15 protein-coding genes and 1 tRNA gene are annotated in these 19,875 nt (G+C 59.9%); 6 read left to right on the top strand and 10 right to left on the bottom strand.

Annotation, left to right across the window (positions count from 1 at the left end):
• Positions 1–120: 120 nt before the first annotated feature.
• The 5 genes from AAHA41_RS14910 to dcuC form a co-directional block, all read right to left on the bottom strand.
• Positions 121–984: a DUF2927 domain-containing protein gene (locus AAHA41_RS14910; protein ID WP_323069531.1), complete on the bottom strand. Its 864-nt coding sequence runs from the start codon at positions 982–984 to the stop codon at positions 121–123.
• 26 nt (positions 985–1,010) lie between these two features.
• Positions 1,011–1,514: a M48 family metallopeptidase gene (locus AAHA41_RS14905; protein ID WP_156852895.1), complete on the bottom strand. Its 504-nt coding sequence runs from the start codon at positions 1,512–1,514 to the stop codon at positions 1,011–1,013.
• Positions 1,515–1,639: 125 nt separating this feature from the next.
• Complete coding sequence (locus AAHA41_RS14900; RefSeq protein ID WP_323069529.1) at positions 1,640–3,283, bottom strand: hypothetical protein; 1,644 nt, start codon at positions 3,281–3,283, stop codon at positions 1,640–1,642.
• A 174-nt stretch (positions 3,284–3,457) separates the two neighbouring features.
• Complete coding sequence (locus AAHA41_RS14895; RefSeq protein WP_323069528.1) at positions 3,458–5,104, bottom strand: bifunctional UDP-sugar hydrolase/5'-nucleotidase; 1,647 nt, start codon at positions 5,102–5,104, stop codon at positions 3,458–3,460.
• Positions 5,105–5,193: 89 nt separating this feature from the next.
• Positions 5,194–6,546, bottom strand: a complete 1,353-nt coding sequence (dcuC, locus tag AAHA41_RS14890; protein WP_033115719.1) for an anaerobic C4-dicarboxylate transporter DcuC — start codon at positions 6,544–6,546, stop codon at positions 5,194–5,196.
• A 250-nt stretch (positions 6,547–6,796) separates the two neighbouring features.
• On the opposite strand from dcuC, the gene AAHA41_RS14885 reads away from it, so the two are divergent.
• Positions 6,797–7,207, top strand: a complete 411-nt coding sequence (locus tag AAHA41_RS14885) for a hypothetical protein (RefSeq protein ID WP_232097909.1) — start codon at positions 6,797–6,799, stop codon at positions 7,205–7,207.
• 182 nt (positions 7,208–7,389) lie between these two features.
• On the top strand, positions 7,390–8,010 hold the full coding sequence (locus AAHA41_RS14880; protein WP_323069526.1) for a DUF922 domain-containing protein: 621 nt from the start codon (positions 7,390–7,392) through the stop codon (positions 8,008–8,010).
• 78 nt (positions 8,011–8,088) lie between these two features.
• On the opposite strand, the gene mnmC is transcribed toward AAHA41_RS14880, so the two are convergent.
• Positions 8,089–10,107: a bifunctional tRNA (5-methylaminomethyl-2-thiouridine)(34)-methyltransferase MnmD/FAD-dependent 5-carboxymethylaminomethyl-2-thiouridine(34) oxidoreductase MnmC gene (gene mnmC, locus AAHA41_RS14875; RefSeq protein WP_323069523.1), complete on the bottom strand. Its 2,019-nt coding sequence runs from the start codon at positions 10,105–10,107 to the stop codon at positions 8,089–8,091.
• Positions 10,108–10,197: 90 nt separating this feature from the next.
• Between mnmC and fabB the strand changes: the two genes are divergently transcribed.
• Positions 10,198–11,409, top strand: a complete 1,212-nt coding sequence (gene fabB / locus AAHA41_RS14870; protein WP_323069521.1) for a beta-ketoacyl-ACP synthase I — start codon at positions 10,198–10,200, stop codon at positions 11,407–11,409.
• A gap of 341 nt (positions 11,410–11,750) precedes the next feature.
• Here the strand turns inward: fabB and AAHA41_RS14865 are convergent, their stop codons facing one another.
• Together AAHA41_RS14865 and AAHA41_RS14860 are read right to left on the bottom strand one after the other, a co-directional pair.
• Entirely contained in the window at positions 11,751–13,436 is a 1,686-nt protein-coding gene (locus AAHA41_RS14865; RefSeq protein ID WP_033115819.1) for an aspartate:alanine antiporter, read from the bottom strand.
• Positions 13,437–14,198: 762 nt separating this feature from the next.
• Positions 14,199–14,274 (bottom strand) — tRNA-Asn (locus AAHA41_RS14860).
• Positions 14,275–14,407: 133 nt separating this feature from the next.
• On the opposite strand from AAHA41_RS14860, the gene uvrB reads away from it, so the two are divergent.
• The 3 genes from uvrB to AAHA41_RS14845 all read left to right on the top strand — a co-directional run bounded on the left by uvrB (position 14,408) and on the right by AAHA41_RS14845 (position 17,501).
• Entirely contained in the window at positions 14,408–16,420 is a 2,013-nt protein-coding gene (uvrB, locus tag AAHA41_RS14855) for an excinuclease ABC subunit UvrB (RefSeq protein WP_042030616.1), read from the top strand.
• Positions 16,417–16,674 (top strand): DUF1232 domain-containing protein, encoded by a 258-nt coding sequence (locus AAHA41_RS14850; protein ID WP_323069518.1) that lies wholly within the window; start codon positions 16,417–16,419, stop codon positions 16,672–16,674. Before uvrB ends, AAHA41_RS14850 begins: the two co-directional genes overlap by 4 nt.
• Positions 16,675–16,853: 179 nt before the next feature.
• Entirely contained in the window at positions 16,854–17,501 is a 648-nt protein-coding gene (locus AAHA41_RS14845) for a DedA family protein (protein WP_033115822.1), read from the top strand.
• 83 nt (positions 17,502–17,584) lie between these two features.
• On the opposite strand, the gene dsbB is transcribed toward AAHA41_RS14845, so the two are convergent.
• Together dsbB and nhaB are read right to left on the bottom strand one after the other, a co-directional pair.
• A complete protein-coding gene (gene dsbB, locus AAHA41_RS14840) occupies positions 17,585–18,106 on the bottom strand; it encodes a disulfide bond formation protein DsbB (RefSeq protein ID WP_033115823.1) in 522 nt (173 codons plus the stop codon).
• A gap of 100 nt (positions 18,107–18,206) precedes the next feature.
• Positions 18,207–19,787, bottom strand: a complete 1,581-nt coding sequence (gene nhaB, locus AAHA41_RS14835) for a sodium/proton antiporter NhaB (RefSeq protein ID WP_323069515.1) — start codon at positions 19,785–19,787, stop codon at positions 18,207–18,209.
• Positions 19,788–19,875 lie beyond the last annotated feature (88 nt).

Here is a 19,875-nt window from a genome sequence, read left to right as displayed (position 1 = left end):
TATGACTGGTGGATTTGACAGCAAAAACGCAGCCTATTGGCTGCGTTTTTGCTTTGGTGCCGGACGAAGGGCGAGCCGAAGCGGATGCTTTCAGAGTTGATGCTTGACGCAGGCTGAAACTCAGAGCCCGGCCCAGCTTTTTAGGCTCTGCTGCTGAACGCGGCGGTCTGCCTCGCTGATCTCGCCTTTGGCGCGCAGATCCTTGATGGCAAGCGGCAGGGCTGCTCGAACCTCGTCGCTGCTCATCCCCGCCTTGAGGGCAGGGTGGTAGGCGAGCTTGAGCAGCACATAGTCGAGGCCGGTCAGGAAGCTGTCGATGCTGTTGTCATTGAAGATGGAGGGAAACACCTTGTCCGAGTCGTTGGGCAGCCCCATCACCTGGGTAAACTCCTCCACTACGCAGTCGAGAAAGCGCCCCTTGGCGCGGCTGTAATCAACCGGAATGATGATGGTGGCACTGCTGATCTCGTGCTGCTTGTTGGTCGCAAAGTGGCCGATGCAGAGCCCCTCCTTGAGCGCGGCATTGACCGAAGGTGCATTGCCCATGGTGCGCTTGGCCCAGCTTTTCATCCGCTGGTAGTCGGTCATGATGAGGGTGAGGTTGGGTTTGCTGGTCACCATGCTGATAGGGTGGCCGGTGATGCGGGCGAGGTGGGCGGCTTGTACCTTGACCACCTCCGCCTGCAGCGGCTTGTCCCCTGACTCGTTGATGAGCTGCAAGCGCACCGGTTGCTGCCAGCGGGTGAAGCGCGGGTGAGCGGTTTCGTGATACTCCCGCTCCATGGCGATGGCCATAAAACTCTCGGTGAGATAGCTGTCGCTCTGCCAGCGCTCTGCCCCGTGTGAAAAGAAAGAGCAGAGCGTGAGCAGGGTCAGCAGCCCGTGTGATACACGCCAGGGACGCCGGGCTGCGCGGCACAAATTGGCAATGACCACATTGGCAATAACGTGCGGGGCGCTAAAGGGGATAGCGGCAAATGACATGTTTCCTCCTTGAAACCACCGTCAACCTAGCGATTGGCCTTGTCGATATCGCGCCAGGTGAGCCATAGCCTCAGATCAAACTCCAGTTGATGATAGTCGGGCTCCATATGCTGGCAGAGCTGATAGAAGCTCTTGTTGTGATCCTTCTCTTTGATATGAGCCAGCTCGTGCGCGACGATCATCTTGAGAAAGGGGGCGGGGGCCTCCTTGAACAGGGCGGCGATGCGGATCTCGTTCTTGGCCTTGAGCTTGTTGCCCTGTACCCGGCTGATGTAGGTATGCAGGCCGAGGGCATCCTTGATGACGTTGATCTTGCCGTCAAACACCACCTTTGACAGGGGTGCAGAGCTTTTGAGGTAGCGGTTTTTCAGCTCCATGGTGTAGGCGAGCAGCGCCTTGTCGCTCTGGATCTGGTGACTCTCCGGATAGCGCTTGGCCAGCATGTCGCCAAGTTTGCCAGCCGCGATCAGCTGTTGCACTTGTGCCTTGAGCGCTTCGGGATAGCCCCCGAGATAGGTCAGTTCCGCCATGTCTGTCACCCGTCACATCCAAAAGTGGGCCATTGTAGTCATCGCTGGCCTGCTTGCCTACCGGTGAGGAGTGAGGGGATGGAAAAAAGGCGGCCAAATGGCCGCCCTTTGCGTCTCAGCACTGGTTATCGGCGACGATAGAGACCCGGATCCACCTCTTCATAGTGGCTGGTCAGGTATTGATAGAAAGCGAGATGGGAGGGCGAGCTCGGCTTTTTCAGCTCCTCGCTGACCCGATCCGGCTTGGCGATGATGAATTTGGGGTTCTGGCGCTGGATGTCCGCCAGCACACGAGCCCGCACGTCATAGGGCGGGTTGACGTTGGCAAAGAAGAGATAGGCAGAGGCCGGCTGACGATCGGTCCAGAGATAATATTGCGGCTGGATACCATCGACCCAGATCTTGTCGCTCGGGCTGGTCTCGGCCTTGATGCGATCGACCCGCACCTGCGCCGCCGGGTTGAAGGGGCGCCCCTTGATCGTTCCTTCCCAAGCGTTGTTGATCATCAGCAGCAGCATGGCCAGGGTGGCGAGCCAGGGGGTGGCGCTGCGCACATCCCAGGCGCGCCACAGGGGCACCAGAATGAGTACCGGCAGGGCCCACAGCAAACTGGTGCCGAGCACCTCGTTAACCCGATCGAGGGACCACTCCTTGGTGCTCCAGCCGAAGACCAACTGCTGGGCCAGCAGCCAGCTGGCGGTCAGCACCACCAGCGAGATGCAGAGCAGGCCGAGGGCATCGGCCTTCTGCTCGCTGCGATCCAGCAGTACCGCCAGCGGCAGCAGAGCCAGCTGCAGATAGAGCACATCGTAGTGATCGAACACATGGCCGGAGACCGAGTTGGCGATCAGGGTAAACAGCACGCCAAAGAGGGTTGCCAGCAGGGCGGGCAGATACCACTCCTGACGGCGGCTCAGCATCAGCAGGATGAAGGGGGGCAGCAGCATCACCAGACCGGTGCGCAGCAAGCCGACAGCACCCACCATGGGGGAGAAACCGTTGCCGTAGCTCCCCTCGAAGAAGATGTCGAAGGCGTAGTATTTGAAGGCCGCCAGCAGGTCGTGCTGCTGGAAGTAGCCGTAGAGGGGGCCGCCAATCAGCGCCAGACCGAGCAGGCTGGAGACGAGCAGCAGGATGGCATCACGCCACTTCTCGTGCAGGCACCAGTGGCAGAACAGCACCAGATACCATGCCCCCCAGAAGGCGCCGTTGTTGGTGCGCATCCAGGCGACGATAGCAAAGGTGAGGGCCGCCACCAGCGCCGGCCACCAGCGAAAGCCTTTGTCCAGCAACAGGGTAATGAAGGCCCACTGGGCGATGAGGGCGAGGTGGAAGGTCCAGTCCTCGGTCATGTTGCCGTAGTAGTAGCGGGTGCCATAGAGGGCCAGCAGTGCCAGCATGGCGCCAAGGCGCGCCCTGACCGAGAGGCCAAGCTGGGAGAAAGCCTGCCAGCTGGCCATCAGCCCGAGCCAGCAGAGCACCCACTCCAGCGCCCAGATCCCGACAAATCCACCCAGACCATACCCCAGCGCATCGAGGGCGAAGATCATCGGCCCCTTGATATCGATCATGTCGCGATAGAGCACGCCTCCTTCACTCCACATTTTGCCCATGACGGCAAAGAGCGAGGCGTCAAACCCCGGCGCCATGGCATGAACGAGCGGGTTGCGCAGGCAGAAGAGCAGCGCCAGCAGACCGGTCAGCAAGATGGCGGTGGGCTTGATGGCCGGATTGACGCGGGGGGGAGTGAAACGGATGGAGTGATTCATGAAGTAGCCTGTTCCTGCAGCTGGTCTTGAAAGCGGGCCTATCTTGCCGAGCCCGCGCAGATGATGCAATGGTACAGGCCCATCCGGGGCAAATATTGTCGAAAAAGAGCGGTTTCAGAGACGAAAAGTGCCTGTCTGCCCGGTGTGAGTGCAGACAGGCACATCGATGGGCCTTTATGGCAGGTACTCGACCCGCGGCGGCATGGCCCGCAGGGCGGGTTGATGGCGGGCCCAGCGGATAAAGGCATCGGCTAGCGTGATGCCAAGCTCCTGATTGTGCTGGGTCAGGGTGCGAGTCAGCGCGGTGTAGCCCTCCTTGCCGGAGGCGGTATAGGCGCTCGATACCCCGCGATAAACCTGGTCGGATTTAACCGGTTGCCAGCAGTCTGGCGCAGGCTCCCACTCCAGACGGGTAATACGCTGACCTTTGGGCTGATCGGCCTGGTAGGTGAAGCGCACCCCGGCGGTGTAGGGGAAGCTGCCGTTGCCATTGCCGACCACGCCATTATTGGTGGCGTTGTCGATGGCATTCTCTAGCGCTTCCGCCAACTCGTGGCCGTGTACCCGATAGAGGGTGAGGGGAATGGCAAAGGGGAGCAGGCGACCGGCGATATCGGCCTCGCTCAAGGGGCCCGGCTCCAGCGAGCAGCGCACGCCACCAGCGTTGTGCAGGGCAAAATCGACCTCGCCCACCTGTTCCCGGGCCGCCATCAGCATGGCATGGGCCACCAGCGGTGCGACATGGCTGCCGTGAGGCAGGTTGGCATCCGGCAGGCGCTGATGGGGGAGCGGGGTATCGAGTCTGGTGACGATGCGCTGGGTCATGGTCTCGATCTCCGGCCGGTAGCGTTTGGCCAGATGCTGCTCCAGCCTGGCATCCGGTTCGCAGAAAGTGAGTCCGGCTGGCGGCGTGGAGCCGAACGGCCAGGGTTGCCAGGGGAGCCACTCCAGCTGGCCGTGGCTATCTGCCACGCGGCCAGCTTCATCGAAGGTGAGCTCGCAGACGCCAAGGCAGAGAGCACTGTGGCCCGCGTGCATGATGGCTACGCCATTGTGCATCAGGGGATAATCCCCTTCGCTTGGCAGGCCCAGCGGCGCAAGATCCCCCAGCAGGCTGTGGGTATGACCGCCAACAATGAGACTGATCTCGGGGAAGCGTTCGGCCAGCAGCTTGTCCTGATCCAGCCCGAGGTGGCTCAGCAGCACGATATGGTGGATCCCTTCGCCCTTGATCTCGCGAATTATTCGGGTCAGGGTCTCGTTCACCCCGTGGAAGCGGGTGTGGGGATCCGGATTGGCGATGGCCGCCATCTGGGCCAGCGTGATCCCGAGCAGGGCAAAGGGGACGCCATCGATGACCCGACGATGCCAGGGCTGATGAGCGTCGTAGAGGTGGGGAATATCCCACAGACGAAGAGGCGTATCGGCCGGCTCCTGACTGTTGTCCAGATTGGCCGCGAGCACCGGAAAATCGAGCTGGCGCAGAAACTCCACCAGCTGGCCATTGCCCAGATCGAATTCATGGTTGCCGATCACCATGGCATCGGGGGCCAGCATGGCGAGCAGGTCGGCATTGGCCCGCCCCTTGAACCGGTTGAAATAGAGGGAGCCCTGAAAGGAGTCGCCGCCGTGCAGAAAGAGGCAGCCGCGACCTGCTGCAGCCGCTTGCGTGCGCAGTTGGGTCAGGCGGGTCAGGATCCGGGCATAACCGCCACACTGGGTGCGCCACTGGGACTCTCCGGCGGGGGTGAAGCTTATCGGCGCACCATCGAAATGGGAGTGGCAGTCACTGAAGTGGGCAAGTTGAACCGTAATACTCATCTCGGTCCTCCTTTGGGGAAAAAGAGCACAGAGTCTACTGCAAAGGGGGGGAGAGATACCAGCCCGGCGCAGACCGGGCTGGTGAGCGATCAGGCCGGAACCATGATCTGGGTGGCGACGATCACCACCAGCAGGCCGACGGCCACTGGCAGCGAAGTGCGTTTGACCACTTCAAATGGCGAGAGTTTGCCCATCCCCGCACAGGCGACCACGACACCAGAGACCGGTGAAATGGTGCGGCCCAGGTTGGAGGCTTGCAGCATGGGGATCACCAGATAGGCCGGGTTGATGCCAAGGCTGGTGGCCAGATTGGGGATCAGCTCCACGAAGGCGTAGAAGGGGGCGTTGCCCGAGCCGGTCGTGAAGGCGGCCAGGGTGGTGATCACCACCAGTGACAGCATCATGATCATGCCGCCCGAGCCCAGATCCTGGGCGTGGGCCAGCAGGGTGTCGATAAAGCCGATGGTCATCAGACCCTGAGCGAAGACACCAGCACCGACCAGCAGCATCACCACGCCGGCAAAGGCGTCGGCCATGTTGCGCCAGCAGACCTGCAGACCATCCAGCAGCTCCTTGCCGTTGCGCAGGCGTACCAGCTCCAGCAGGCTGGCCAGTACCATGCACATGACGATGATGGTGACGATATCGAGCTGCGGGCCCCATTTGCCGTCAAACACCAGCACCCCGATGATGGGGGTGAAGGGGAGAATGGCGTAGAAGCCGGGCGCCGTGGTGATGAGGTCGCTCGGCGCCACCGGCTCGTTGTGCTCGCCGGACTTCTGGTCGAGGTAGCGCTGCCAGAAGAAGTGGGTCACCGCCATGCAGGCGATGGCGACCAGCGAGATGGGCAGGGTTAGCTTGAAGGCAAAGTCCAGCAGCGGCATGTTGGCAGCCTGGGCTGCCATCACCACGTCACCCGAGGTAGGTGCCAGAATGATGGCGGCCGGCGAGGCGCACACGGCGGCTGCGGCACCACGGGAGATCCCCATGTTGACCATCAGCGGGAACAGGGTTGCCATCAGCAGCACGCCCAGACCGGTGGCGGAGCTGACCGCCAGCGACATGGCACAGGCCACCAGATAGGCGGCAACCAGCAGGATATAGGGGGATTTGATGATGCCGAGCGGTTTGCTGGCCAGCTTGACCAGAATGGTGTTGGCACCGATGTGGCTCATGTAGCCGGCGAAGCCGCACAGCACCATGATCAGCATCCCCAGTCCACCGCCACGATCGTTGAGCAGGAAGCGGACATATTCGAAGATATCGGTGGCGATATAACCGGTGCTTGTCACCTTGCTCGGCAGCACCGGCTTGCCCATCAGGGCCGTGACGACCAGCAGCAGCAAGCCGCCGCTCAGCAACACGCCGGTCGCTGAGTATCCTTTGAAGATGGCGCGCCCGACCACCAGAGTGACCAGGGTGCCGATGATGAGTTCCAGCATCTATTCCATTCCATTAAACAAGAGGGGTTCGGAGTCTATTCCTATAGAGGTAATTTGGCGATATGAAACTCGATGCAGTGTGAACCTAATCAACGTTTGGCCAGTTTTGCAGAATTAAAGAAGGGTAAAGGTGCTTTACCCTGAATTTTTGACGTAATAGCCTTGCCGCCCTCAGGTTTTCTTTTGAGGCTTTTGTATGGTTTTTCGTCGTTTGTCAGGTGTTAAACGCTGGATATGGCTCCTTTGCTGGATGTTGCTGCCGCTGCCGGCCGTTGCCATGAAGAACGATGGATTTCATCAGACCGGCCCCCACCAGGCGGTCGCCATGCGGCGATTGATGGCAGCCCACTCCTACGGTGTAGTGGTGGTGGCCAAAGGGCAGATTCCCCGTTATGCCGCGCTGGCATCGCGCATGAGTGAGGGGGAGTGCATGAATCGCAATGGCATCCGGGTGGACGGTGTGGCGGTGCTGGTGATCCCCCGGTTCTATCCCGGGGAGGGAAAACGGGGGCTTTGCGAGCTGTGGCTGAAAGAGGGGGCAGATCAGGACTTTTTTGCCAACCGTCTTAAAAATGATCAGTTCATTCAGATAGATGGTCACGACATCAATGTGAAAAACTACCACCTCAACTGGCTGCGCATCAGTCGCTCTGCCCAATAAAAATACAGATTTGGCCTTGTGCCATACTCTGCTCACGGAACCTGTGAGCGGGCTCTGATTTCTGGTCCATCATTGTGTTGCGCCATATCTTTGGCACACATAGGCTATAGACGTTATCTGTGTGGCGGCGCGTTTCCCCAAGGTCGGTACTTCGCCCGTGCAATCAAGGAAGGTAGTCTGGCATGGTCAGCAAGTTCTATGGAGTGGTAGTGGGGGTTGCGGCGCTGCTGTTGCCCCTGGCGAGTCAGGCGCAGCCAATCAGGCCGCAAGTGGTCCCCGAGTCCCGTATCAATGTTCGTTTTTATGAGGTCAGTGCAACTCAGCCAGATCAACTGGCCCAAGCTATTGCCCAGAGTGCCCCCAAGGTGAATGGCAAACCCGTGCTTGGCAAGGCGAGTTATCAGCTCGATTGGCAACTGGAGACTGATCAGTTGCAGGGGCTTTGTCAGCTGAGCAGAGTCACCGTCACCACCCGTGCGACGGTTGAATTGCCCCGCTGGCGCCAGAGTGAAAAGAGTGGTGAAGGGAAAAACAACGCGGCCGATCCGGCGCGCCAGCGCTGGGCTCGCTTGCTGGCCAGCATGTTCGACTATGAGTCCCGCTTCAAGGAGATGGTTCAGCAAGGTGCCAATCAGGTTGGCGGCGCCATTGCTGATTTGCCTGCGCACAGCGACTGTCAGGCACTGCGTTATGCAGCCTGGGCGGCGGGGCAGGGAGAGTTGGTGAAGATCCGCAGCCGGATTGCCGATTTTCAGCGACAAACCCGTTATGGCGAGCAACTTGGAGTCCACTGGCCCAAGTAGTCCGGCTAATCGATATATGCGCATCACATAGAGAAAGGCCGCCCCTGTGGGCGGCCTTGTCGTTTCGGGGTGTTGGTCTTATGCCAGCGCTTTGCCCTTGAGCAGCTTGCGTACCCAGTAGCGGGCCGGGTGGAGCGCTTCCAGCAGATCGGCTGCCAGCGGCTGCGGATCACCGCAGATCTCGCTGGCAAGCAGCTCGCCACAAAGCGGCGCCGAGCAGAGACCCCGTGAGCCCAGCGCCCCCAGCACATAGAGGCCGGGGTGGCACGGTAGGGGGGCGGCACCTTGCTGATCGGTGTGCAGCCCGGCGTAGTGATCCGCCAGGCTTGCCAATCTGGCGACTGGCCCCACCACCGGCAGGTGATCCCGACTGGCGCAGCGCACGCCTACCCGAGCCTCATTGCCGCTGACATCCACTTCGCCGGGCCAGCTTTGCTGTGGCAGGCTGGCTTGCAGCCGCGCCTGGTTCTGGAGCTGCTCCTCAGCGCGAAACGCAAGATCGGTCTGGTTGCGGCCATAGCTGGCGCCGATGCAGTGGTGATCGTTATGGGCTGGAGTGAGGTAGCCATCGTAGCAGAGCACGGTCTTGAGCCGGCTCAGGCTGGCTGAGGTCGGCACATGGCTCACCTGACCGCGCACCGGATAGAGCGGCAGCTCGGCAAAGGGGATGAGCTCAGGCAGCTTGTGTCCGGCGGCAACTACCAGATTGGGGGCTTGCCAGCGGTGTCCGTCACGGCTCTCGACCTGCCAGCCATCCACCTGTTCGGTAATGGCAACCACCTCGGTATTGAACACCACCTCAAGCAGGCCGCTGGCCTGGGCTTCTTTGATCGCGGCGCGCGTGAGATCTGCCGGGCAGAGCCAGCCGCCCAGCGGGTAGCTGACGCCGCTGTGGCCGCAGGGCAGGCCGACGACCTGTTCTACTTCCGCGGTCGAGAGGGGTTGTATCAGCTCGAGCGGGAAGGGGCCCAGACTCATTTTCGCCAGCTTGGCGGCCGATTTGTCGTCATAACCGAGCTGGGTTACCCCGCACAGGGCAAAGGCGACGGGATGGCGCTCGGCCAGTGCCAGCAGGCGGTGGCGGGCATAGCCAAAGGCAAGCGAATAGAAACGCGACAGCGCATCGTGCTCGCCATTGAGCAGTGGATAGAGGGCTCCCTGGCGGTTGCCTGAGGCGCCGTTGGCTGGCTCGTCATCTTCACAGAGCAGGGTCACCTTGCGGCCACGCTCTACCAACGAGAGCGCCGTCATGGCCGAGGCGATGCCGCCGCCAATGATTAGCACCTCGCCATCCCTGCCTGCCGGGCGTGCATACCAGGGGGCAATGGTCTGTTGCGGCTGTTTGTCGGTGCGATCCCCCGCCAGCATCTCCCGCTTGCTACCGTGCCCTTTCACCTTCTTCATGGCAAAGCCTGCTTCAATCAGGCCACGGCGCACGAAGCCGGCACAGGTGAAGGTGGCGATGGTGGCGGCAGGACGGGCGAGGCGAGCCAAGCCGTCGAACAACGCTTGCGTCCACATCTCGGGATTTTTGGCGGGGGAAAAGCCATCCAGATACCAGGCATCCACCAATCCATCTGCGTGGTGGGGCAGTTGCGGCATCATATCCTTGATATCTCCCAACCAGAGATCTAGCCGGATCCGGCCATCGGCAAAGATAAGGCGATGACAGCCGGACACCGGGATGGGCCACTGTTCGATGAGATCCTGGCTCAAGGAAGAGAGTTCGGGCCAGGCGGCCAACGCCTTGCGCAGATCGCTCTGGGTCAGGGGGTATTTTTCGAAACTGATGAAGTGAAGGCGAGAGCCGTTGCCGGTTTGGGGCGCCTGTTCAAGAAAGGCTGCCATTGTCGCCAGAAAGTTAAGACCTGTGCCGAAACCTGTCTCACCTATCACGAAAGTGTCACGATCGTGGTGCAAAAATCGCGCTGGCAGCCGGTTTTGCTGCAAAAAGACATAGCGCGTTTCAGCTAGACCGTTATCATTGGAAAAGTACACATCCCCGAACTCACTGGAGACTGGAGTTCCCGCCTCGTTCCAGTCCAATCGGGCATGATGTAAGGATGTTTGACTCACGTTTTCCTCGGCTCGCGTCACAAGAACGCGGGCATTCTACGTGAAAGCAGACCAGTTTGGCAGCCGAAAGCGGGTAGACTTGGCGCCAGTTTTTCCAGACGAGATGAATTAATGAGAAGAGCAGTGATCACCGGTATCGGCGTCATCTCCAGTATCGGCAACAACAAGGAAGAAGTGCTGGCCTCCCTGAAAGCAGGTAAATCCGGCATCACCTATTCCGAGCAGTTCGAGCAGCACAACCTGCGCAGCCGTGTCTGGGGTAATATCAAACTCGAGCCGTCTGAACTGATCGACCGTAAAGTCATGCGTTTCATGGGTGACGCTGCGGCCTACGCCTACATCTCCATGCAGCAGGCCATTGAAGATGCCGGTTTGGCGCAAGAGCAGGTCTCCAACGAGCGTACCGGTCTGGTGGTCGGTTCAGGTGGTGCTTCCGGCAAGAACACCTCGGAGTCTGTGGACATCGCCCGTGAGAAAGGGGTCAAGCGTGTGGGCCCTTACATGGTGCCGCGCACCATGTCTTCCACCACCTCTGCCTGTCTGGCGACTCCGTTCCAGATCAAGGGGGTCAACTACTCCATCAGCTCCGCCTGCGCAACCTCTGCCCACTGCATCGGTCACGCGCTGGAGCTGATCCAGCTTGGCAAACAGGATGTGGTCTTCGCTGGTGGCGGCGAGGAGCTGGACTGGTCCTCTACCATCCAGTTTGACGCCATGGGCGCACTCTCTACCAAGTACAACGACACGCCGGAAAAAGCGTCCCGTACCTATGATGCGAACCGCGATGGTTTTGTTATCTCCGGTGGCGGCGGCATCCTGGTGGTTGAGGAGCTGGAACATGCTCTGGCCCGTGGTGCTCACATCTATGCCGAGCTGACCGGATACGGTGCTACTTCTGATGGCTACGACATGGTCGCCCCGAGTGGCGAAGGCGCTGTGCGTTGCATGAAGATGGCAATGCAGGGTGTCGGCAAGGTTGATTACATCAACACCCACGGTACCTCCACCCCGGTGGGCGATACCAAGGAGCTGGAAGCCATCCAGACTCTGTTTGGCGCCAACGGTCCCAAGATCTCCGCCACCAAGGCGATGACCGGTCATGCGCTGGGCGCTGCCGGCGTGCATGAGGCTGTCTACTCCCTGCTGATGATGGAGCACGGCTTTATCGCCCCCAGCATCAACATCGAGACTCTGGACGAGAAAGCGGAAGGTCTGCCCATCGTGCGCGAGTACGAAGAGGCCGAGCTCAACACCGTCATGTCCAACAGCTTCGGCTTTGGCGGTACCAACGCCTCCCTGGTGTTCAGCAAGTTCAAAGTCTGATCATCCGGTTGATATGAAAAAAGCGCCTCAGGGCGCTTTTTTTGTTTCCGTGATCTGCCATCACTGATTGCAGAGCAGAGCAGAGCAGAGCAGAGCAGAGCAGAGCAGAGCAGAGCAGAGCAGAGCAGAGCAGAGCAGAGCAGAGCAGAGCAGAGCAGAGCAGAGCAGAGCAGAGCAGAGCAGAGCAGAGCATCAACTATTGTGGGTAGGGGGCTGACAGCGCAGATGGTTGGTGTCAGGTGAGATCACACCAATGAGCCTGCTCCGCGTCTTGGGAGAAAATCAGATAGCAAGAAGGGAGCAGGAGGCTCCCTTCTTTGTTAGCGGTAACTTGATGGCTGCTAGAACCAGAAGCCGATGATAAAGGAGCCTGCCAGCGTCAGCATCACGTTGGCCACCGCATAGGTCCCTGCGTAGCCAAGCGCCGGAATGGAGCTGTTGGCGGCCTCGTTAACCACATCCATGGCGGGGGCGCAGGTACGGGCACCTGTGATGGCGCCAAGCAGCAGGGCCGGGTTCATCTTCAATACCCAGACCCCGAACAGGTAGCCGACCAGCACCGGCAGCGTCGTGACCAGCATACCGGAGAAGAGCACCACGGCACCCACTTCGCTCAGGTGATCCAGAATGCCGCCACCCGCCTTGAGACCGGTGCTCACCATAAAGACCGCCAAACCAAGATCTTTGGCCAGTCGCAGGGCGCCCGGGGGCACGTAGCCGACCGTCGGGTGGTTGGCCCGCAGATACCCCATCAGAATGCCTGCCAGCAGCAGACCGACTGCGTTGCCGAGGCCAAATTCAATCTGGCCGAACACCAGCGAGACGGAACCGATCAGCAGCCCCAGCACGAAGAAGGTGGTGAAGGCCACCAGATCCGTGGTCTGGCTGTGGATACTGATAAAGCCTATCTTGTTGGCCAGCAGTTTGACCCGCTGTTTTTCGCCGCTGATCTGCAGCACGTCGCCTTTTTGCAGCATGATGTTGCGATCGAACGGCATCTCGATTTGGGAACGCACCACCCGGTTGAGGAAGCACCCCTTCTCGGTCAGGTTGAGTTCCACCAGATGACGACCCACCACGGAGTCGTTCTTTACCACGATCTCTTCGGTGACGATCTGCAGGTCGAGCAGGTTGCGATCAAACACCTCTTTACCGTTGCGGTAGTTGACGTCCAGCTTCTCGTGGCTTTCGGGATAGCCCACCAGCGCGATCTCGTCCCCTTCCTGAATGACGGCATCGCCATCGGGACTGGCGAGAATGCCGTTGCGGCGGATCCGCTCCACATAGCAGCCGGTGTGGGGATAGATGCCAGTTTCACGCAGGGTGCGGCCACCGATCCAGGCTGCTAGCTCGGGGCCAACCCGATAGGCGCGGATGATGGGCAGGTAGGTCTTGCGACTGTCGCTGTCGGAGAGACCCCGCTCACGGGCAATTTTTTGCGCCTCGGTGTTGAGATCGAGCCGTGCCAGCGAAGGGAGGTATCGCACGACCAGCATCAGGCCAACCAGACCCACCAGATAGGTCAGGGCGTAGCCGATACCCATATTGTCGAGCACCGCCTGCATATCAGTCTGATGGGGCAGGTTGAGCAGGCCACTGCGCAGGGCATCCTGAGCACCGACCAGCGCAGGAGTCGAGGTGAGCGACCCCGCCAGAATGCCGGCCGCCATCCCGGGCCCCAGATTGAAGAACTTGGCCAGCCCTACCGTCAGGAAGAGGGCGGTCAGCAGGATCACCAGAGTTAGGGTGATGTAGTGGATGCCATCGCGCAGGAAGACGCTGAAGAAGTGGGGCCCGGCTTCGATCCCCACGCAGAAGATGAAGAGCATGAAGCCGACGTTCTCGGTCGTGGCGGTGAACTCGAAGCCCATCTGGCCAAACAGCAGGGCGGTAAACAGCACACCTATGGTGTTGCCAATCTGAAAGTTGCCAATCCGTACCTTGCCAAGCAGCAGGCCAAAAGCCAGCACCACGAAGAGCAGCAGGGAGTCGCTTTGATGTAGCAGTGTCACAAAGTCTATGGTCATGCCCGGAATAACCGAGGAAAAAAGTGGGGCCGATATTGTGCCGGATCTATCCCCAATAAAGAAGCGCAAGGGGCCGATTAATCGAAAGGGATCTCGCACTATTTCGAGGCGATAGGGGGGCAAGGGGGAAAAAGAGGGAGCTTATTGCTGTGCCCCCCAGTGTCAATTAGTGAAAAATGCTGGTGGCCTCGCTTGGGGGATGGCAGAGGTAAAAACTTTAGATTCTGCTGCCACAACGCTTGATCGAGATCAGTTTCAGAAGATTCAACCAGCGGGATCAGAGGGTGGGCACGAGGTGAAACAGGGGATGATTTGCCCGTTCGCCCAGCCCGACTGGCCTGGCAAAAAGATATCTCGAGAAAGGTTCAAAAGACCCCTTTTGCGCCACTGACCAGAGATGCGTAAAAACAGCATAAAATCAGGTTTCGCTGCAAAACCGCTCCTGAAAAGCCGGGGTTGCCAGCTATCCCGCGTCCCGACAGGGATTGCGGCAGTTACCCACAGAATCTGTGGATAACCCTGTTTATGAATCTTGTTCATCGGCCGGAAAGCCGCGTCACGACTGGGCTGCAAGTGCTGTTCAAAAAATACCGCAGAAAAAAACTTGCTATAAAAATCAAATAGTTAGATATGGCAGAAGAAAACTCTGCTAGGGGGCGCGCGGGAGGAAAAGGGAAACGGATCCGCAAACGGGATCTTGTGCATTAAAAAAAGCTGGGGAGGGCACTAAAGTGGATAACTTGCACCGATATGGTGAGGAATTGGCTCCCCCGACTGGACTTGAACCAGTGACATACGGATTAACAGTCCGCCGTTCTACCGACTGAACTACGGGGGAACATCAGGCAAGGAGGGGCATCATACAGAAGGCGCCGGAGAGGGTCAAGCCGTTCGCGCCACCGCAAGCGAGTGTACCGCCGGGGAGCACTCGGTTACACTGCGCTACTTGCTGTTTTGTGTCGGGAGTCTTCATGAGCAAACTGTTCAAACTAGCCAGCCAGTTTCAACCCGCCGGGGATCAGCCCGCTGCAATAGCCAGGCTGCTCGATGGCATCGAGTCAGGGCTGGCCCACCAGACCCTGCTCGGGGTGACCGGTTCAGGCAAGACCTTCACCATGGCCAACGTCATCGCCACCCTCAATCGCCCGACCATGATTTTGGCCCCCAACAAGACCCTGGCCGCCCAGCTCTATGGCGAGATGAAGGAGTTCTTTCCCGACAATGCGGTGGAGTATTTCGTCTCTTACTACGACTACTACCAGCCCGAAGCCTATGTGCCGACCACCGATACCTTCATCGAGAAGGATGCCTCCATCAACGATCACATCGAGCAGATGCGATTGTCGGCCACCAAGGCGTTGCTGGAGCGGCGCGACGTGGTGATCGTCGCCTCGGTGTCGGCTATCTATGGCCTGGGGGATCCGCAGGCCTACCTTAGCATGATGCTGCATCTCAAAGTGGGGGATGTGATCAACCAGCGGGATATCCTGCGCCGGCTCGCCGAGCTGCAGTACACCCGCAACGACATGGCCTTCCAGCGCGGCACCTTCCGGGTGCGGGGGGAGGTGATCGACATCTACCCCGCCGAATCGGACAAGCTGGCCCTGCGGGTGGAGCTGTTTGACGAGGAGGTGGAGCGCCTCTCCCTCTTCGACCCGCTGACCGGCGCCATTGAGCAGACGGTGGTGCGCTACACCATCTATCCCAAGACCCACTATGCCACCCCGCGCGAGACCATTCTCGGCGCCATCGAGCACATCAAGGAGGAGCTCAGAGGGCGTCGCGAACAGCTGATGTCGCTTAACAAGCTGGTGGAGGAGCAGCGCATCAGCCAGCGTACCCAGTTCGACATGGAGATGATGCAGGAGCTGGGCTACTGCTCCGGCATCGAGAACTACAGTCGTTACCTTTCCGGCCGCGCGCCAGGGGAGCCACCGCCCACCCTGTTTGACTACCTGCCGGGGGATGGCCTGCTCATCATCGACGAGTCCCACGTCACGGTGCCGCAGATCGGTGCCATGTTCAAAGGGGACCGCTCCCGCAAGGAGACTCTGGTTGAGTACGGTTTCCGGCTCCCCTCGGCGCTCGACAACCGGCCGCTCAAGTTCGACGAATTTGAGGCGCTGATGCCGCAGACGGTGTTTGTCTCGGCGACCCCCGGCCCCTACGAGCTGGAGAAGTCCGGCGGCGATGTGGTGCAGCAGGTGGTGCGTCCCACCGGCCTGCTCGATCCCGAGGTGGAAGTACGGCCAGTCAGCACCCAGGTGGACGATCTGCTCTCCGAGATCCGCAAGCGGGTCGCGGTGGAGGAGCGGGTACTGGTCACCACCCTGACCAAGCGGATGGCTGAGGATCTGACCGAATATCTGGCGGAGCACGGGGTCAAGGTGCGCTATCTCCACTCCGACATCGATACCGTGGAGCGGGTGGAGATCATCCGCGATCTGCGTCTCGGCAAGTTTGACGTACTGGTGGGGATCAACCTGTTGCGGGAAGGTCTCGACATGCCGGAGGTGTCGCTGGTGGCGATTCTCGATGCGGATAAAGAGGGCTTCCTGCGCTCCACCCGTTCGCTGATCCAGACCATAGGCCGGGCAGCGCGCAACCTCAACGGCAAGGTCATCCTCTACGGCGATACCATCACCAACTCCATGCAGGTGGCGATTGAAGAGACCGAGCGACGCCGTGCCCTGCAGCATGCCCACAACCTCAAGCACGGCATCGTACCCAAGGGGCTCAACAAGTCGGTGGGGGATGTGATGGACATGGGGGGCAGTCGCCCTACCGGCAAACCGGGCAAAGGGAGCCGCAAGGCCGCCGAGCCGCAAGGGGAGTACCATGCCCGCTCTGCCAGCGAGATTGCCAAAGAGATCAAACGGATGGAGGAGCAGATGTTCCAGCATGCGCGGGATCTGGAGTTCGAGCAGGCGGCCGCACTGCGTGATCAGATCCAGCGGCTGCGCAGCGAGCTGATCGAGTCATGAGCACCAGACGCGGATTGCTCTGGCGGCGAGTACGCCGCCTCTATCAGGGCTTTCGCCATCCCGGTACCCCCTGGTGGGCCAGGGGGCTGGTGATCCTTATCCTGCTTTACGGCATCAGTCCGGTAGATCTGGTGCCGGACATGATCCCGCTCTTTGGCTGGCTCGACGATGCGACCCTGCTGCTTATTCTGCTGTGGGGTTGGGAGCGTTGCTTGCCGCAGCAGGTGCGCCACGAGCTGGAGTTAAAGCAGTAAGTCACACTCTCTGTCACCATTTTCCCGCTTGCTGGATAAGCCCGTGTGAGCGAATCAGCAGGAAAAACGGTTTCATTTGGCTGAGGGGGTCGCGGGCTTAAAAAGAGGCCGGCCCAGCGATTGTGGGCCGACTGGCATTGGCGTAGACTCCACGCCGTTCACTTTACGAGTATGGAAAAATGGATCTGATCCTCTTTGCAATCGACTTTATTCTGCACGTTGACGTGCATTTGAAAGAGCTGTTTGAAAACTACGGCATCTGGGTTTACGCCATCCTGTTTCTCATCATCTTCTGCGAGACCGGACTGGTGGTGACCCCCTTCCTGCCGGGTGACTCCCTGCTGTTTGCCGCCGGTGCGCTCACCGTGGGCAGCGTGCTGGATGTCCATACCCTGGCGGCCGTGCTGATCATCGCGGCTGTGCTGGGCAACGTGGTCAACTACACCATAGGTCACTTCTTTGGCGAGCAGCTGTTCCGCAACCCGGATTCAAAAATCTTCCGCCGCGACTATCTGGAGAAGACCCACGCCTTCTATGCCAAACATGGTGGCAAGACCATCATCATTACCCGCTTCCTGCCCATCGTGCGTACCTTCGCCCCCTTCGTGGCCGGCATGGGCGCCATGACCTATCCGCGCTTCCTCGCCTTCAATCTGGTTGGTGGTCTGCTGTGGGTGCTGTCGTTCGTCTATGCGGGCCACTTCTTCGGCAATCTGCCGGTGGTGCGCCAGAACTTTACCCTGCTTATCTTCGGCATCATCGGCATCTCGCTGCTGCCGATGGTCATCGGGGCGATCAAGGCCAAAATGGGCGCCGCCAAGGCGTAACCAGCGGTCAGAAAGCATGAGAAAGGGGGAGCCATCATGGCTCCCCCTTTTTGTTGTTAACGATTTCTACGCCCATGCAAACGTCAGTTGCAGCAGCGTCCTTTCACCAGATTTCCGATGGCTACCACCACGAAGACCAGCAGGTAGGCGGCGAAGATGGCGACCAGCCACTGGGGCATGGAGAAATCGAAGAAACGCCAGCTGATCTCGGCGCAATCGCCATCCGGGAAGAAGAGCCAGGGGATCCACTGATCGAGGGGGGCCCAGCTCGGGAAGTCGGCAAACGGGCTGCAGACGTTGAACGGGGAGGGGTTCATCTGATAGTCGACGTGCTTGAGGGCCAGCTGGAAGCCACGGAAGGCGCTGTATCCCCACAGCAGCATGGCGCTCCAGCGCAGATACCACTTCTGCGGAGCGATGAGACCAACAAGACCGGCCGTGAGCACACCCAGGGTGGCGAGCCGTTCGTAGACGCACATGACGCAGGGGTGAAGCCCGAGCACATGCTGGAAGAAGAGGGCACACAGCTCAAGGAACAGGGCGGAGGCAGCGAGCAGCCCCCACGCCAGTCGATTGGCTGCCAAACGGCGCAGAAATTCGATCATCTGATTGATCTCTCTGAAAAAAATAGTGGCTGAATTAGAGCAGAGCGGACAGCAAAAGAAAAGGGTCCGCAGGGACCCTTCTCGATTAGGCACAATGAGTTCAGTGGAGTGCGGGCGCCATGGCGGCGGCACCCTCTGACAGCACCAGCCATCCCTGCTGATAGAACCACTGGGTGGCGGTGCCGAGCAGCAGCTCGACCGCAAAGAAGCCGACCAGTCCCAGTACCAGGGTGTAGGGCAGCGCCATCCACACCATGCGGCCATAGGAGAGGCGCAGCAGTGGCGCCAGCGCCGAGGTCAGCATGAAGAGGAAGGCCGCCTGACCGTTAGGGGTGGCGACTGACGGCAGGTTGGTGCCGGTGTTGATGGCCACGGCCAGCAGATCGAACTGCTCGCGACTGATGGCGCCGTTGAGCAGGGCGGTCTTCACCTCGTTGATATAGACGGTGCCGACAAAGACGTTGTCACTGACCATGGAGAGCAGACCGTTGGCCATATAGAAGAGGGCCAGCTGCTGCTCGGGTTCGGCCGAGAGCACCCACTGGATCACCGGTTTGAACAGCTGCTGATCGATGATCACCGCCACCACGCTGAAGAAGACCGCCAGCAGCGCGGTGAAGGGCAGTGCCTCTTCAAATGCCTTGCCCAGTGCATGCTCTTCGGTGATGCCGGTGAGCGAGGTGGCCAGCACGATGACCGAAAGACCGATGAGGCCCACTGCCGCCAGATGAAGGGCGAGGCCGATGATGAGCCAGACGGCGATCAGCGCCTGGACAATCAGCTTGGCCTTGTCCTGCGGGCTGCGCTTCGCCTCTTCGTAGCGGTTGTACTCCTCCATGATGGCGCGCACGTTGTCCGGCAGCAGGGTGCCGTAACCAAACCAGCGGAACCGCTCCACTACCACGCAGGTCAGCAGACCACAGATAAAGACGGGGAGGGTGACGGGAGCCATGCGCACCGCAAACTCGCCAAAGTGCCAGCCAGCCTGCTCGCCGATGATGAGGTTCTGCGGTTCGCCCACCAGGGTACAGACGCCACCCAGGGCGGTACCGATGGCGGCATGCATCATCAGGCTGCGCAAAAAGGCGCGGAAGTTGTCGAGATCCTGACGGTTGAGCTCGGGCACCTCCTGATCCTGGGTATGGTCGTGGGGATTGCCAAACTCCTTGCCGGAGGAGACCTTGTGGTAGATGGCGTAGAAGCCGGTCGCCACGCTGATCACCACCGCAATCACGGTCAGGGCGTCAAGAAACGCCGACAGGAAGGCGGAAACCAGACAGAAGGAGAGGGAGAGCAGGATCTTGGAGCGCACCCCGATCAGCAGCTTGGTAAAGACGAAAAGCAACAACTGCTTCATGAAGTAGATGCCGGCCACCATAAAGACCAGCAACAGCAGCACTTCGATGTTGGCGACCAGCTCGTGTTTGACCTGTTCGGCAGAGGTCATGCCGATGAGCACTGCCTCGATGGCCAGCAGACCGCCTGGTTGCAGGGGATAGCACTTGAGGGCCATGGCGAGGGTAAAGATAAATTCCACCACCAGTAACCAGCCCGCGCTGAAGGGGTCGAGATAGAAGGCGATCGGATTGATCACCAGAAACAGCAGAATGGCGCTTTTATACCAGTGTGGGGCATTGCCGAGGAAGTTCTTGGCAAATGCCTGCCCGAGGCTTATTGGCATGATGTTGGGTCTCTGGGTTGTTGTTGGGATCTTGCATCCATGCAGTCAATGATGGAGCGACCAGTACGTCCGGATGTTGACCTTTCAC

Origin of the sequence: Aeromonas sp. SER, from assembly GCF_038739615.1 — a bacterium.
GTDB lineage: Bacteria > Pseudomonadota > Gammaproteobacteria > Enterobacterales > Aeromonadaceae > Aeromonas > Aeromonas jandaei.
This window is presented reverse-complemented; position numbering and strand designations above follow the sequence as displayed.